9 protein-coding genes, 1 tRNA gene and 1 other RNA gene are annotated in these 15,847 nt (G+C 40.5%); 4 read left to right on the top strand and 7 right to left on the bottom strand.

The features are described 5' to 3' along the window. Positions 1-455 precede the first annotated feature (455 nt). The 4 genes from BM207_RS18790 to BM207_RS18775 all read right to left on the bottom strand — a co-directional run bounded on the left by BM207_RS18790 (position 456) and on the right by BM207_RS18775 (position 3,175). Positions 456-806: an ORF6N domain-containing protein gene (locus BM207_RS18790; RefSeq protein ID WP_090998218.1), complete on the bottom strand. Its 351-nt coding sequence runs from the start codon at positions 804-806 to the stop codon at positions 456-458. A gap of 71 nt (positions 807-877) precedes the next feature. Beyond that, entirely contained in the window at positions 878-2,095 is a 1,218-nt protein-coding gene (locus BM207_RS18785; protein ID WP_090998215.1) for a site-specific integrase, read from the bottom strand. A 248-nt stretch (positions 2,096-2,343) separates the two neighbouring features. Continuing rightward, positions 2,344-2,416: transfer RNA gene (locus BM207_RS18780), tRNA-Lys, on the bottom strand. A 120-nt stretch (positions 2,417-2,536) separates the two neighbouring features. Next, a complete protein-coding gene (locus tag BM207_RS18775; protein WP_090998212.1) occupies positions 2,537-3,175 on the bottom strand; it encodes a DUF6266 family protein in 639 nt (212 codons plus the stop codon). Between the two features lie 299 nt (positions 3,176-3,474). On the opposite strand from BM207_RS18775, the gene BM207_RS18770 reads away from it, so the two are divergent. Then, positions 3,475-5,631: a glycoside hydrolase family 3 C-terminal domain-containing protein gene (locus tag BM207_RS18770; RefSeq protein WP_177217175.1), complete on the top strand. Its 2,157-nt coding sequence runs from the start codon at positions 3,475-3,477 to the stop codon at positions 5,629-5,631. Positions 5,632-5,791: 160 nt separating this feature from the next. Here BM207_RS18770 and BM207_RS18765 read toward each other — a convergent pair whose 3' ends face one another. Next, complete coding sequence (locus tag BM207_RS18765) at positions 5,792-7,846, bottom strand: OPT family oligopeptide transporter (protein WP_090998207.1); 2,055 nt, start codon at positions 7,844-7,846, stop codon at positions 5,792-5,794. A gap of 54 nt (positions 7,847-7,900) precedes the next feature. Here BM207_RS18765 and BM207_RS18760 point away from each other — a divergent pair, with 54 nt between their 5' ends. After that, positions 7,901-8,398, top strand: coding sequence for a D-glycero-alpha-D-manno-heptose-1,7-bisphosphate 7-phosphatase (locus tag BM207_RS18760; protein WP_090998205.1), 498 nt, complete (start codon positions 7,901-7,903; stop codon positions 8,396-8,398). Between the two features lie 105 nt (positions 8,399-8,503). Here BM207_RS18760 and fsa read toward each other — a convergent pair whose 3' ends face one another. Beyond that, complete coding sequence (fsa, locus tag BM207_RS18755; protein ID WP_090998202.1) at positions 8,504-9,160, bottom strand: fructose-6-phosphate aldolase; 657 nt, start codon at positions 9,158-9,160, stop codon at positions 8,504-8,506. Positions 9,161-9,242: 82 nt separating this feature from the next. Beyond that, positions 9,243-9,342: signal recognition particle sRNA small type (ffs, locus tag BM207_RS18750), an RNA gene on the bottom strand. A 396-nt stretch (positions 9,343-9,738) separates the two neighbouring features. Between ffs and gltB the strand changes: the two genes are divergently transcribed. Together gltB and BM207_RS18740 are read left to right on the top strand one after the other, a co-directional pair. Continuing rightward, positions 9,739-14,250: a glutamate synthase large subunit gene (gene gltB / locus BM207_RS18745; RefSeq protein WP_090998198.1), complete on the top strand. Its 4,512-nt coding sequence runs from the start codon at positions 9,739-9,741 to the stop codon at positions 14,248-14,250. Further along, positions 14,251-15,717, top strand: coding sequence for a glutamate synthase subunit beta (locus BM207_RS18740; protein ID WP_090998195.1), 1,467 nt, complete (start codon positions 14,251-14,253; stop codon positions 15,715-15,717). The last annotated feature ends 130 nt before the right edge of the window (positions 15,718-15,847 follow it).

Here is a 15,847-nt window from a genome sequence, read left to right as displayed (position 1 = left end):
TGTGTATTTCGGTAAAAGTGGCCACCATATTCCGTTCCAAACTGGCCACCCCAAAAGAAACCATAGCTTTTTGAATACCCTTTGAGCAGTTGCGTTAGATGCATCCAGATTGATGCTCACATACCAAAAAATCTTCCATAGATTTCCAAAACATATACCACATCCAATACTCTCGCTATGCTTTTGCTTCGCAAAAGGGCATAAGATCACCTCCAAGGTTGCAGAACCTAAGTCCCAGATTCAACACATCCAAGAAGAATAAAGCTTGCCCAATTAAGTCAATTTAACGCACTTGATTTCAACTTTAGACCTCAACTCGATACATGGAGTTCAAAACACTCTTTATAACGCTTAAAACCCCTTAAAATAAGCCAAGTGGTCACTTTTGACCGAAATGAGATGACCACTTTGGAGCGTAATATGTGGCCACTTTGGATAAAAAGAGGTGGCCACTTTTAGGATAACCCCCATATATTGACCTGAATTGCCTGTTTGCTGTTCAATATACTAGAAAGCATTAAGACGCCGTGTTCAGAAAACATATAGGGGAGCTTTCTTCTGCCACCTCGCTTTGATGTCGCAAATTGCGACATCAAACTTTCAAACTCATTTTCATTTAGGCGAAACATAAAATCTTCGGGAAACCTGTCTGCATTCCTTGCCACCTGTTCGTTTAACCGTCTAGTTTCTACCCCGTATAATTCTGCAAGATCACTATCCAGCATAACTTTTTGTCCCCTGATATAATAGATTTTATTCATTATAATCTCGTCAGGGACTAATAATCCATTAGTTTCTCCACTCATGTCCTTTAAATTTTTGTAAATAATAAGCTTAGGTATTCTTGTGGATGACTAGCTTAAAATTACGTTCAATATTAAATAATTGCTAATTTATTTCTCAACAGTGCCATATCTGCGCCAACCTTGATATCAAGTATCTTGGCATAATGCTGCGTAGTTCTGATATTGGTATGCCCGAGCATCTGCGATACGCTTTCTATGGGTACGCCATTCAACAGCGTTACCGTTGTGGCAAAGGTGTGGCGGGCGATATGTGAGGTCAGTTTCTTGCCAATTTCGCACCGTTCCTCGATTTCCTTTAAATATTCGTTCATCTTTTGGTTACTGGGTACAGGGAAAACCAAATCCTTGTTTATGCAGACTGGATGGTTCTTGTACTTATCGAGGATGTTAACGGCAGTGGGCAACAATGGAATAGCAGACCTGATATTGGTCTTTTGGCGGTTCTTGATGATCCAGTATTCGCCATCAATGCCCTTGCTAATGTGCGTTTTCTGTAGTTTTTGAACATCGGCATAGGCTAGCCCCGTAAAACAGCAGAAAAGAAATATATCCCTGATGATGTCCAACCTTTCCGAAACGAATTGCTTGTCGGCAATTACCTCTATTTCCTCCTGATTGAGAAAATAACGGTCTACCTTTTTGGTTCGTCCTTTATAGGAGGCAAAGGGATTGGTCTGGATATATCCGTTTTCAAAGCTGATATTGATGATCTTGCCGAGATTCTTGATCATTTTTACCGTATAGTTGTTGGCACAGGATTTCTCCGACCTCAGGTAATAATCGAACTCGTTCAGAAAGGCAATGTCAACATTCCGCATACCCATATCCTTGACACCATATTTAAATGGTAAAAAAACCGCTAAGTGCTTCTTAAGTACCTTGTACCTGTTGAGCGTTCCCTGTACAAACTCCTTTCCAACAAGTGCCTCTACCTTTTGATTATGCTCGGTAATGGCCTGTAAAAGTGTTTGTGATTTTTCTTCTTTACCTAAAAACCTATTCTTGATGGCTTCGGCAGTAATCATATTTCCAGATTTAAGAAGTTCGCAATGTGCATCGTAGACCATATTTTGCAGGTGGTCTAGAAATGAGTTCAGGGATTTGGAATCCTCCTTTGTGCCGATTGACCTTCCAGATTTACAATTCCAGCGGTCTGGCTCGCACGATCTGCCAGTTGCGGATTCAGCCCTCTTGCCGTTTACGGTAATTCGGATGTAGATAGGGGCAATGCCCTTAGTGTAGTTCTTTTGCTTCTTCATATAGAAGAGCAGGCTAAAATTGGTTCTCATTATTCAATGATTTTAGTAAAACAAATTTAGCTTTGCACTCTGACGTATACAAGATGTACAGTTACTGAACTAGTTGTAATACAATTAGTTATAACTTATTCGGTGAGTCTTGAACTTTTATAAAACTACTCACCGAATCGCTCACTATTTATATGAGAATTGGTGCATATTTTAGTGTTTCCCTAAAAACAAAAACCCTGCAATCATTTGATTTGCAGGGTTTTGTGTAGTTTTGATATCGAATCGTGTGATCCCGCTGGGATTCGAACCCAGGACCACTACATTAAAAGTGTAATGCTCTACCAGCTGAGCTACGGAATCATTAAAGAAAACTTTAACTGCTTTTCTTTAAAGTGTTGCAAATATAGGATTATGAGTACGCTAATGCAAAGTTTTTTTTATGATATAGCGTACAATACTGATTTATAAGGGGATTAGTTTCTAATAGACTATTTCTCCAAGATAAGTACTCATTGAAATACGTTGCCGATCATCAGAAATAAAGGCAATATAGGTGTGCAATACTTTTGGTTTATCGGATTTGCCAACCTTTAATGTTTCCTTACCTACCTTTCTTCTTGCACCACTAAGCATCCAATAGGTACCTTTCTTTGCAACATTATAAGCAAGTAACATTACTTGGTCATCTGAACTTGCATCTTTTTCTTTGGAATTATCGTTCCAACTAAAATGTAATCCAGCATCATCAGTTTCTAACGTTGCGGCTAAAGCACCTGGTAATTTACCGAAACTAACTAGGACTTTACTATAGTCGATTTCACCCTCGGGTGTAAAAGCATTTAGCATATTGTAAGATTTGGCTGCATTATGTGCGGTAATCTGTCGCGATCGACTTTCCATATTAAAGCCCACACGAATGAAAGGGACAATAGGAGATAAAAAATACTGCATTTTGGTAAACACCGATCGACTAGCCTGCTGACCTGCCGATACTCGTCTGTTCTTTTTCTTGGCTCTTGGTAAACCCCTGATGATCCATTTGCCCATACGATTGTAACCTACAACGCTTCCTGCTTTTCCTGTAAAACCCCCATTTATTCCTTCAGATATAATTGCCATAGCTATCCTCCTTGATATTAAGTATAAAACACTGTTACCAAGATAACCTTTTAAATAGATAATAACTAATTATTATTCAGGTATTATACCGGTTTTAATCGGCTATAATTGTCATATGTCCGAATAATATCCGAATGATATCCGACTAATAGCTGTTTTAAAAGTTTTAACAATACCTAACTTTCTATATGTTGTTAACAAGAGAAACTATTTTAATTCTGGGCTTAAATACTGATCTTAGACATAATTATATCGCGATAAATTTACTTATCTTAATCCTTATAACTGCCCAACCCAAAATGAATAAAAGCATAGTTTTTGCATTCTTAGCATTGTCTTATTTATCGTCAACCGCTCAAGAAGCACCTTATTTAAATCCGAAATTACCTTTAGAAACGCGGGTTAGCGATTTGCTCAAGCGCATGACTTTAACAGAGAAAGCGCTACAAATGGATAATAGAACCCCGGCAATAGCCCGTCTTAATATCCCGGCATATGATTGGTGGAATGAAGCGCTCCATGGCGTGGCAAGAGCAGGATTGGCTACTTCTTTTCCTCAGCCTATAGGTTTGGCTGCTACCTTTAACGAAGAGGGTATGTTTGCTATGGGTACAATGGTAAGTGATGAAGCAAGGGCAAAGCATCACCAATTTGTAAGAGAAGGTAATAGAAAAGAGTACACCGGCTTAACATTTTATTCTCCCAATGTGAATATTTTTAGAGACCCTCGCTGGGGGCGTGGACATGAGACCTTTGGCGAAGATCCATACTTAACCGGTAAACTTGGGGTTGCCTTTGTAAAAAGTATGCAGGGCGACAATCCAAACTATTTCAAAACAATTACCACTGCTAAGCATTTTGCGGTACACAGCGGTCCGGAACCCGATAGACATGTATTTGATGCCAGGCCAAACAAACGTGATTTATGGGAAACTTACCTCCCTGCATTTAAAATGTTGACCCAAGAAGGGCACGTTTATTCGTTTATGTGTGCGTATAACAGATTATATGGTAAACCCTGTTGTAGCGACGCATTTCTGCTAAATGATATTTTACGTAAAAAATGGGGTTTTAAAGGATTTGTGGCTACAGACTGTGGAGCGGTATATGATTTTTACACTTTCCATAAAACGGCGAAAGATAGCATTGAAGCAGTGGCGCAAGCTATCAGGGCAGGGGCAGACAACCAATGTTACGGATATGCGTCGGCTGTAATTCCAGCGATAGAACGTGGTTTATTGAAAGAAAGTGAATTAGACACCGCAGTAGCGCGATTACTGCGTGCTAAGTTCAAACTCGGAATTTTTGATGCAGACGAAGTTAATCCTTATTCAAAAATACCTTATAGCGTAGTGAATAGTAAAGCCCATCAGTCACAGGCCTTAAAAATGGCTAGGGAATCTGTCGTATTACTTAAAAACAATGGAGTTTTACCATTAAAACGCGGGTTAAAAAATATTGCGTTAATTGGCCCTAATGCCAATGACGCCGAAGTTTTATTAGGCAATTACAATGGCGAACCTAAACATATTGTTACCCCATTGGAAGGGATACAAAAGGCTTTTCCCACTGCTTCCATTAGCTATGCAAAAGGATGTGCAGTTATTGATACACCAGGTTACAGCAGAAAAGCAGATTTTGAAGAAGCTTTAAAGATAGCCACCAACGCCGAAGTAATTATTTTTGTTGGCGGTATCTCCCCACGCTTAGAGGGAGAAGACCTAAAAGTAAAAGTGCCTGGTTTTTTGGGCGGTGATAAAACTGATCTAAATTTGCCAACCGTACAAACTGATCTGCTAAAGGAATTGAAGAAATTGGGCAAGCCCATTGTTTTAGTGCTATTAAATGGAAGCGCTTTGGCTGTGAACTGGGAAAACGATAACCTTGATGCCATTGTAGAGGCATGGTACGGTGGCGAGAGAGGTGGACAAGCCATCGGAGATATATTAGCAGGCATCTATAATCCTGCCGGTAGGTTGCCAGTTACCTTCTATAAATCAATAGATGATATTCCAGCCTTCGACAACTACAGCATGGAAGGAAAAACATATCGCCATATCATAAAGCCTGTGTTGTATCCATTCGGTTATGGATTGAGTTATAGCACTTTCAACTATGCCGATCTAAAGCTTTCTGGCGGCCATTTGTTAACCACCAGCCCCCTTAAAATAAGTTTAAGTGTAACGAACACGAGTAAGGTTGATGGCGATGAAGTCGTGCAACTTTATATCAAACAGGAAGGTACCCAATACCCCATCAAAGAATTGAAAGGTTTTAAACGTATTCATCTCAAAGCTGGCGAAAAGAAAATGGTAAATTTTGAGTTAAAACACAGTGATATACAGCATTATGTTGGAGCTATTGATGAGCTGCAAACCATAAAAGGTAAAGTCAAACTGATGATAGGGCCGTCTTCCGCTGAAGCCGCGTTAGTTGGGAAGTTTGAAATAAGATAGTTTTGAAATAAGATAGTCGTAAAAGTTATAACGGGGGCCGTCATTGCGAGGCACGAAGCAATCTAATCGGCACTAGATTGCTTCGTACCTCGCAATGACGCTTCGTGCCTCGCAATGACGCTTCGTGACTCGCAATGACCCTTCATACCTCAATGAAGTATTAAATCTTTTCTTGCTTTTTTATACCGATATTATAGAGCACGTACCCCATAAACAGAAAGCACAGAACCCCTAAAATTTGGTAGCCACCATCGCCAAACCATTCAATAAAGATCGGTTCGATGTTAACTTTGCTTAGGTTGTCTCTCACCGCCGGGATCACCATCAAAATGGCCACAATTACTCCGGCAATGGCACCACCAGCCACTAAGCCGGTAGCAAATAAGTTTCCTGGGGCAATTTCTTCTTCTTCAACGCTTTTCGTTTTGCTTTTCTCGCGCCAGTTTACAATGCCTTTAATTGCACCGCCGGCAAAAATAGGTAGGGTAGTAGAAAGTGGAAGATAGGCGCCAACCGCAAAGGAGAGCGCATTAATACCACATAATTCTATCGTAATCGCAATAAACACACCCACTAAAACATATTGCCAATCTAAATTAAAAGAGAGCATGCCTTTAATTAATGTTGCCATGAGTGTTGCCTGGGGTGCGGCATAGGTTTCGGTTCCAATTGCATGGTGAATACCTTGCTTTACCATTTCGGCAGTAGGTGTGTCGAGAATACGTACTGTTAACCCTATTACTATCGACGAAACGATTGCTCCGATAAACAAAGCTATTTGTTGATACTTAGGCGTAGCGCCAACTAAGTATCCTGTTTTTAGATCTTGTGAGGTTGCACCTGCATTGGCCGCTGCAATACAGATCATTCCGCCCACCACCAGGGCCATTGGTTCATAAATCTTCCCTGTCCAGCCAACCGCTATGAACACCAAACATGTCCCCATAATAGTGGCAATTGTCATACCCGAGATCGGATTATTACTTGAACCTATTAAACCCACAATCCGGCTGGAGACTGTCACAAAGAATGCTCCGAAAACGATCACCAACACACCGATAATCAGTTTGTTCAAGATGCTATCTCCAGGTATTTGAGGCAGTATAGCCATTAAGAGTATTAACACTAAGCTACCAATTCCCACTAATTTGATAGAGAGATCGCGATCTGTTCGCTTCACTGCATTCCCCAATTTTCCTTCCTTAATGGAACCTACACTGTCTTTGAACGATGAAATGATGGTAGGTAAAGTTTTTAGCAAGGTGATAAATCCCCCTGCAGCCACAGCTCCGGCACCAATCTGTTTTACAAATGCTTGGTAAATGGCTCTCGGATAATCGGCAAAGGTTTGCGTAACCGGATCCCAAGAGCCAGAACCACCTGGTTTGGTGAGGTCGGCTAGCAAGCCTAATTTGACCAATTGCTTAGCAGCTACCAAGGGGTCTATTAATGTGGCTAATAGTGGGATGAGCGCTAACCATGCTAAAACGCCTCCTGCAACTAATACGCCAGCTATTTTTGGACCAATGATATAGCCTACTCCCATATATTCAGGAGTAATTTCGCCGCTTACTTGTGCAGAAGGTAAAAATTTATTAGCCTGCTTGGTGGCCCAGGTGGGCGCTTCGGCAACCACATGGAAAACTTTTTGTAATAACGCATATACCAATGAAAAACCTAATCCCCAAAATGCAGTCCTCGCAAAATCGCCTCCTTTTTCTCCTGCCTTTAAAACCGAAGCACAAGCGGTTCCTTCAGGATAGGGCAAATTTTCATGTTCTTTAACTATTAAAGACTTTCGCAACGGGATCATCATCAATGTTCCCAAAATACCTCCTAAAATAGCCAGAATGAGGATGGTCATATAATTGAAAAAGGCGTCGCTAGAACTTAGGCCCCCAATGTCTGTACTTAAAAATAGAAAACCAGGTAAGGTAAATACTACGCCTGCGGCGATGCTTTCACCAGCAGACCCTGTAGTCTGGATAATGTTGTTCTCTAAAATGGTTGTCTTAAAAAAACGCTTACCAAGAGTAATGGCCAATACGGCGATCGGAATAGATGCCGAAACAGTTAATCCTGCTTTTAAAGCTAAGTAAACGGTTGCTGCTCCAAAAATTATCCCTGCAATACAGCCAAGTAAAATAGATTTAATGGTAAACTCAGCAACATTACTTTCTGCCGGTACAAAAGGTTTAAATTCTTCTCTGTTCATTAGATGAGGTTTATATCATAAAGTTAATTTATTTTAACATTATATATTTGTGCCATGAAGCAAAAAGCAATTTTTTTAGATAGAGATGGCGTACTAAACCAAGAATTAAACGATTATATCTGTAGGGTTGAAGACTTTAAAGTGTTGGAATATCAAATTGCCCCTTTAAAGCGATTATACGATGAAGGTTATTTATTGATTATAATAACCAATCAGGGTGGGATTGCTCAAAAAAGATATACGGAAAAACAGCTTGCCGAAATGCATGCTATTTTGTTTACAGCATTTGAAGCTCAGGGCGCCAAAATAAGTCATGCTTACTATTGTCCACATCATCCAACAGTAACAGGCCCATGCGAATGCAGGAAGCCTTTATCAGGAATGTTATTAGAGGCAATTGCCACTTATGATATTGACCCGGCATTATCTGTGATGATTGGTGATAAACCTCGTGATGTTGAAGCCGCGAATGGGGCAGGGGTAAAAGGTATTTTGATTGCCCCAGATGAGCAAATTGATTACCAGGCGGTAAAAGATGTGTTGGAAAGTTAAGGCTTAAAATCCGTCATTGCGAGCAACCCGTCATTGCGAGTGCAGCGAAGCAATCTCTCGTTAGATTGCTTCGCTGCACTCGCAATGACGGTTCCTATGAATTAATTAACCGTTCGCTTTAGCGTGATCTGCTAAAAATGCAGCTAAACCACTATCAGTTAATGGATGTTTCAATAATGCGATAATTGCTGCCAATGGAGCAGTAATTACATCAGCACCAAGCTTAGCACAAGCAACGATGTGCAATGGACCACGAATGGAAGCTGCTAAAATTTCAGTTGGATACCCGTAATTATCAAATATTAAACGGATGTCTTCAATTAGCTGTAAACCATCCGTAGAAATATCGTCTAAACGACCTAGGAATGGTGACACATAACTTGCTCCCGCTTTTGCAGCCAATAAAGCCTGGCCCGGAGAGAAAATTAATGTGCAATTGGTTCTTATTCCTTTACCAGAAAAATATTTAATTGCTTTGATACCGTCTTTAATCATCGGCACCTTTACAACAATTTTAGGATTAAGTGCAGCTAAAGCTTCACCTTCTTTCACAATACCTTCAAAATCTGTGGCAATAACTTCTGCACTTACATTGTCATCAACAATATCGCAAATAGCTTTATAGTGATTAATTACATTAGTTTCTCCGGTAATGCCTTCTTTAGCCATTAAACTTGGATTGGTAGTTACGCCATCCAAGACGCCTAAATCCTGTGCTTCTTTGATCTGAGCTAAGTTTGCGGTATCAATAAAAAATTTCATAAACGTTAAAAATCCCTAAGGGAAGAATTAAGATGCAAGAAACCCTGAATTGAAGATCCCCCTCAGGGGGTTAGGGGAAAAAAATGGGCAAGCAACTTTTATCGCACCGCTACAACCTTCTACCCTTGCTTCGTTCCCGCCCTGGGGGAGTTCAAAGGGAGCTGATCGTAAAAGACTTGCCCGGCACAAAGGTAACAAAAGCACCCATTTTACAAAAAGAAAAATGGGAAATTTATCGAATAAATACTACGGGATTGATTTATAAGCGATTGAGTTAAAACTAAGAGCTCAAGAAGTGGAAATTAACGGCAATATAAGCACGAATTAAACAGCCTACCGCCTCAGAGTGGGCTCTAAATATCTTGCTTTAAACCATTACTATGCATAAATAGCAATTTAAACGATTATGAAATTTATAAATGTTAACGTTTTCAGTTAACATTTTTATAAAAAAGAAACGATTCGAAACATAATATTTGAATAAATATCAAAAATATTACGGATAATGTAATTTAAGATTAAAATTTAGTATCTTAGTGTTTCCTATACACTAACTAATAAACCAGAAAGAGACCAAGATGAAGTACTTGAATGAACACCAAGGATTATACCGTAAAAGCTTTGAACATGATGCCTGTGGTATCGGTTTCGTAGCCCATGTAAAAGGCCGTAAATCACATCAAATCATATCAGATTCGATCACAATTTTAGAAAATCTCGATCATAGGGGTGCTTGCGGTGCCGAGCCTAATACGGGTGACGGAGCGGGGATAATGATTCAAGTACCACACGAATTTTTATTTGATGAATGCCTGAGAGCAGGATTTAGCTTGCCCGAATATGGAAATTATGGAGTGGGTATGCTATTTTTACCCAAAGAGATACGTGCACGTGAAGAATGCAGGGAGATTATTTACCGTACTGCAGAAAAACTAGGTCTAGAAGTATTAGGCTTTAGAAAAGTACAGGTCGACACAACGGATATCGGTGCAACAGCACTATCTGTTGAACCAGAAATTGAACAGGTATTTATTGCACGGCCTTATCATGTTGCACCGGGAGCAGATTTTGAAAGAAAACTGTTTGTTTTAAAAACCTATTTAGCTAAAACTATTTATAGTACAGTTGCAGGCAGTAAACAAGATTTTTATATCGCCTCTTTCTCTTCAAGAACCATTATATATAAAGGACAATTAACTTCACTTCAGGTACGCACGTATTTTGCTGAGTTAAGCGACAAACGAATGGTATCGGCATTTGGACTGGTTCACTCGCGGTTTGCAACTAATACGTTTCCTTCGTGGCGACTGGCACAGCCTTTCAGGTATATTGCACACAATGGAGAGATTAATACTTTACAAGGAAATTTGAATTGGTTCAGATCAAGTGTTAAATCATTTGCCTCACCATACTTTACAGCAGAAGAGCTTAATATGATTTTGCCGGTAATCGACGAATCGCAATCTGACTCGGGGTGTTTAGATAACGTGGTGGAACTTTTATTGCATGCTGGAAGATCTTTGCCCCACGTATTGATGATGTTAATTCCGGAAGCATGGGACGGTAATGAAGATATGGATCCTGTTAAAAAGGCATTCTACGAGTTTCATGCATCGTTGATGGAGCCCTGGGATGGTCCGGCGGCAATTGCATTCACAGATGGTAATTTAATTGGCGCAACGTTAGATCGTAATGGATTGCGACCTTCCCGTTACGCCTTAACGAATGATGATCGGGTAATTATGGCTTCTGAATCTGGAGCGCTTGCGATAGATCAAAGTACCATCATTGAAAAAGGAAGGCTAACACCAGGCAAAATGTTTGTCGTAGACATGGAGCAGGGCCGAATTATCAGCGACGATGAAATTAAAAAGCAGGTTTGTAACAGAAGACCCTATGCAGATTGGATCAATCAATATCAAATTAAATTAGAAGAGCTACCGGAGCCAAGGTTAATGTTTACCAATTTGGCTAAAGACTCTATTTTTAAATATCAACAGGTGTTTGGCTATAGTAGAGAAGATATCGATTTGCTCTTAAAACCAATGGCCATTGAAGGAAAGGAAGCCATAGGTTCTATGGGAACCGATACGCCTTTGGCGGTATTGTCTAAGCAACCGCAACATTTGTCTTCTTACTTTAAGCAATTATTTGCCCAGGTTACTAATCCGCCAATCGATCCAATTCGTGAAAAAGTGGTGATGAGCCTGGCAGGCTTTATGGGGAATAATGGTAACTTACTGGAAGAAAATCAGGTACAATGCCATTGTGTAGGCATTAAACATCCGATATTAACCAACTTAGAACTCGAAAAGTTAAGAAGTATTGATACGGGCTTATTTCAATCTAAAACCTTACAAACCTACTTCAGGGCAAATGATAAGCCTGGTTCATTGGCAAAGGCACTTGATCGCCTCTGTCGTTACGCCGTTGATGCAGTAGAGGATGGTTTTCAGGTAATCGTATTATCCGATAGAGCAATAGACTCGGAACATGCTGCAATTCCTTCGCTTTTAGCGGTTTCGGCCGTACATCACCACCTAATTAGAAAAGGGTATCGCGGTGCAGTAGGTATTGTGGTAGAAGCAGGCGATGTATGGGAAGTGCATCACTTTGCCACGCTGATTGGTTTTGGAGCGACAGCTGTTAACCCTTACCTAGCTTTGGAAACTATTAAAGGTTTCGATATCGAAAGTGGGTTAAAACCAGAAAAACTGATTTCAAATTATATTTATGCTGTAAACAATGGTTTGTTAAAGATCTTCTCAAAAATGGGAATTTCTACCTTACAATCTTACCATGGTGCACAGATATTCGAAATATTAGGGATCAATGAGCAAGTTGTAAATACACATTTCACCGGTGCTGTTTCCCGTATTGGCGGATTGGGGTTAGACGAGATTGCGCTTGAAACCTTGATTAAACACCGCCGCAGTTTCGGACCTAAAACCCAGACCGAAGAATTACTATCGGCGGGCGGTACTTATAAATGGAGACGCAGGGGTGAAAAGCACTTGTTTAATCCAGAAACGATTCATTTATTGCAAAATGCCACCCGTAGAAATGATTTCGCAACTTTCAAAAGGTATTCCAAATTAATCAACGACCAAACCGCGCAGGCATATACGATTCGCGGTTTATTAGAATTTAATTATAACCGTCCATCTATTTCCTTAACAGAAGTAGAACCGGTAGAAAATATTCTGAAACGATTTGCAACGGGCGCTATGTCGTTCGGATCAATTTCGCACGAAGCACATTCTACCTTAGCGATTGCCATGAACCGTATTGGTGGAAAAAGTAATACAGGCGAAGGCGGTGAAGATGAAATACGCTATGAAAACTTACCAAACGGTGATTCAATGCGCTCGGCTATCAAGCAAATTGCATCAGCTCGTTTTGGGGTAACAAGTTATTATTTAACCAATGCGGATGAGTTGCAGATAAAAATGGCTCAAGGCGCTAAGCCAGGGGAAGGTGGACAGTTACCCGGCCACAAGGTAGACGACTGGATTGCGAAAGTACGCCATGCTACACCTGGAGTGGGATTGATCTCGCCGCCCCCGCACCACGATATTTATTCTATTGAGGATCTAGCACAGCTGATTTTTGATTTGAAGAATGCGAACAGAGCTGCTAGGATCAATGTTAAATTAGTATCTAAAGCAGGAGTAGGTACCATTGCAGCAGGCGTGGCTAAGGCACATGCCGATGTGATCCTGGTATCTGGTTATGATGGAGGAACTGGAGCTTCCCCTTTAACATCTATTCAACATGCAGGCTTACCTTGGGAGTTGGGTTTGGCAGAAGCTCATCAAACGCTCGTTAAAAATAGGTTGAGAAGTAGGGTGGTTTTGCAAACCGACGGACAATTAAAGACCGGTAGGGACATCGCTATTGCTGCTTTATTAGGTGCCGAAGAGTGGGGTGTGGCAACAGCCGCTTTGGTAACTGCGGGCTGTATCATGATGCGTAAATGCCACTTAAATACTTGTCCGGTTGGTGTAGCAACGCAAGACCCTGAGTTGAGAGCATTATTTACCGGCGATCCTGCTCACGTAGTTAACCTGTTCCACTTCTTAGCAGAAGAACTTAGAGAAATAATGGCCGAACTTGGTTTTAAAACCATAGAAGAGATGATCGGTCAGTCTGACGTACTTAAGATGCGCAAATTTGATGAAGCAGATTGGAAATTGAAATTTGTTGATCTAACACCAATTTTATATAAAGAACCAAATTATGGTACTCCATTATACAATACCGAGACACAAGATCATGGATTAGATCAAGTACTTGATCACCAACTCATAGCCAAAGCAATGCCTGCTATTTTAAATAATGAGCCTGTTTTTGCTAATTTTGAGGTTAAAAACACCGACCGAGCGATTGGAACCATGCTATCAAATGAAATATCGAAGGTACACAAAGGCGGTGGTTTGCCTGCTGATACGATAAATTTTAAATGTGTTGGCTCGGCGGGACAAAGTTTTGGTGCTTTTGCAGCTAAAGGACTTTCTTTGACACTTGAAGGAGAAGGGAATGATTATGTTGGTAAAGGACTTTCGGGTGCCAAATTAGTGGTTTATCCATTTGGTAACATTAATTATGTGCCAGAGCAGAATATTATTATCGGAAACGTAGCGCTTTATGGAGCTACCTCAGGCGAATTATATATTAGAGGTAAAGCAGGAGAGCGCTTTGCGGTTAGAAACTCTGGCGCTACTACGGTAGTAGAAGGAGTGGGCGACCATGGTTGTGAGTATATGACTGGTGGAGAAGTGCTGGTGATTGGTGATACTGGTAGCAATTTTGCCGCAGGGATGAGTGGTGGTTTAGCCTGGGTATATGATGTAAAGGGAGATTTTGCAAAAAAATGTAATCGGGAAATGGTAGATCTTGATCCTTTACAAGCCGAAGATGAGGAAAGAATAAGCGTACTATTGAAAAATCATATTAGATTAACTAACAGTAGGGTTGCCGAATTTATATTAAGTGATTGGGCAAACCAATCGGGCAAATTTGTTAAAGTATTCCCTAAAGAATATAAAGCAGTTTTATTACAACGTAGTTCACAAGTAAAGATTAACTAAATGGGGAAAGTAACAGGATTTTTTGAATACGAAAGAGTTTCGCCTTCAAGACAAGAACCAGCCGTCCGTATACAACATTATAATGAGTTTTTAAACCCTTTGGCAAATGATGAGCTCCATAAACAAGCTGCACGTTGCATGGATTGTGGAGTGCCTTTTTGCCAATCAGGTTGTCCCTTGGGAAATGTTATTCCGGAGTTTAATGATGCCGTTTACAAAGGTGAATGGCAAAATGCTGCCGAGATATTGCTTAGCACAAATAATTTTCCTGAGTTTACCGGAAGGATTTGTCCGGCACCCTGTGAAAGCGCCTGTGTATTAGGTATTAACCGCTCGCCAGTTTCAATTGAAGAAATTGAAAAACACATCATAGAAATAGCTTTCGAAAAAGGTTTTATCAAAGCCCATGCACCTTTAATTAGAAGTGGAAAGAAAATCGCAGTGATAGGTTCAGGTCCCGCAGGTTTAGCTACTGCTGCTCAGTTAAATAAGGCGGGTCACGAAGTAACAGTATTTGAGCGCGATGATGTGCCGGGAGGGTTATTAAGATATGGAATTCCAGATTTCAAATTACAAAAAGATGTAGTTGATCGTAGGATTAAATTAATGGAGGAAGAAGGTATTGTTTTTAAATGTAATGCCAATATTGGAGAAAACATTGAACTAAGTGCCTTATTAAGAGACCATCACGCTTTAGTACTAGCTGGCGGTTCAACTATTCCCCGCGACTTACCTGCCATTGGTAGGAGCGCCAAAGGTATACATTTTGCAATGGATTTCTTGAAGCAACAAAATAAGCGGGTAAGCCTACGCCCGGTGGTTGGAGAGGAAATTAAAGCCACTGGTAAGAATGTTATTGTAATTGGAGGCGGCGACACAGGATCTGATTGTATTGGAACTTCTAATCGTCAGGGCGCAAAGTCGGTAACCCAGTTTGAAATAATGCCGATGCCACCTGAAAGTAGGGCCAGCCATATGCCATGGCCTACTTATCCGATGTTGTTAAAAGTGACATCATCACATGAAGAGGGCGTGAGTAGAACTTGGGCGGTAAATACCAAAGAGTTTATTGCCGATGAGGAAGGTAACTTAAAAGCCTTAAAAGTGGTAAATGTTGAGTGGGATATTGATGCCAATGGGAGAGCTAATGGCTTTAAGGAAATTGAAGGAACTGAGAAGGTTTATCCATGCGAACTGGTTTTATTAGCGATGGGTTTCCTATATCCCCAAAAGCAGGGCCTGATAGAAAAATTAGGGGTAGAACTAGATGAAAGAGGTAATGTTAAAGCAGTAGAAGGTATTTATCAAACTAACATTCCTAAAATATTTGTAGCTGGCGATATGCGCAGAGGCCAATCTCTGGTAGTTTGGGCCATCTCTGAAGGAAGAGAAGCTGCGCGTAAAGTTGATGAGTATTTAATGGGACATAGCAAGTTACCTTCTAAAGAGGCTGTAGCGTACGCTTAACGTCATTGCGAGGTTCCCGTCATTGCGAGCGTAGCGAAGCAATCTTATAATTAGATTGCTTCGCTACGCTCGCAATGACGATTTATAGCTACCTTTTAGATTCCTTCTAAATTACCGAAATCGCGAAAAA

Origin of the sequence: Pedobacter insulae, assembly GCF_900113525.1 — a bacterium.
Taxonomy (GTDB): Bacteria; Bacteroidota; Bacteroidia; order Sphingobacteriales; family Sphingobacteriaceae; genus Pedobacter; species Pedobacter insulae.
The sequence above is the reverse complement of the archived record's forward strand: the minus strand, read 5'-3'. Positions and strand labels throughout refer to the sequence as shown.

Bases quoted from the DNA above. Each gene is read 5' to 3' on its own strand.
- BM207_RS18790 (WP_090998218.1), bottom strand. From the start codon at position 806: ATGAGTGGAGAAACTAATGGATTATTAGTCCCTGACGAGATTATAATG.
- BM207_RS18785 (WP_090998215.1), bottom strand. From the start codon at position 2,095: ATGAGAACCAATTTTAGCCTGCTCTTCTATATGAAGAAGCAAAAGAAC.
- BM207_RS18775 (WP_090998212.1), bottom strand. From the start codon at position 3,175: ATGGCAATTATATCTGAAGGAATAAATGGGGGTTTTACAGGAAAAGCA.
- BM207_RS18770 (WP_177217175.1), top strand. From the start codon at position 3,475: ATGAATAAAAGCATAGTTTTTGCATTCTTAGCATTGTCTTATTTATCG.
- BM207_RS18765 (WP_090998207.1), bottom strand. From the start codon at position 7,846: ATGAACAGAGAAGAATTTAAACCTTTTGTACCGGCAGAAAGTAATGTT.
- BM207_RS18760 (WP_090998205.1), top strand. From the start codon at position 7,901: ATGAAGCAAAAAGCAATTTTTTTAGATAGAGATGGCGTACTAAACCAA.
- fsa (WP_090998202.1), bottom strand. From the start codon at position 9,160: ATGAAATTTTTTATTGATACCGCAAACTTAGCTCAGATCAAAGAAGCA.
- gltB (WP_090998198.1), top strand. From the start codon at position 9,739: ATGAAGTACTTGAATGAACACCAAGGATTATACCGTAAAAGCTTTGAA.
- BM207_RS18740 (WP_090998195.1), top strand. From the start codon at position 14,251: ATGGGGAAAGTAACAGGATTTTTTGAATACGAAAGAGTTTCGCCTTCA.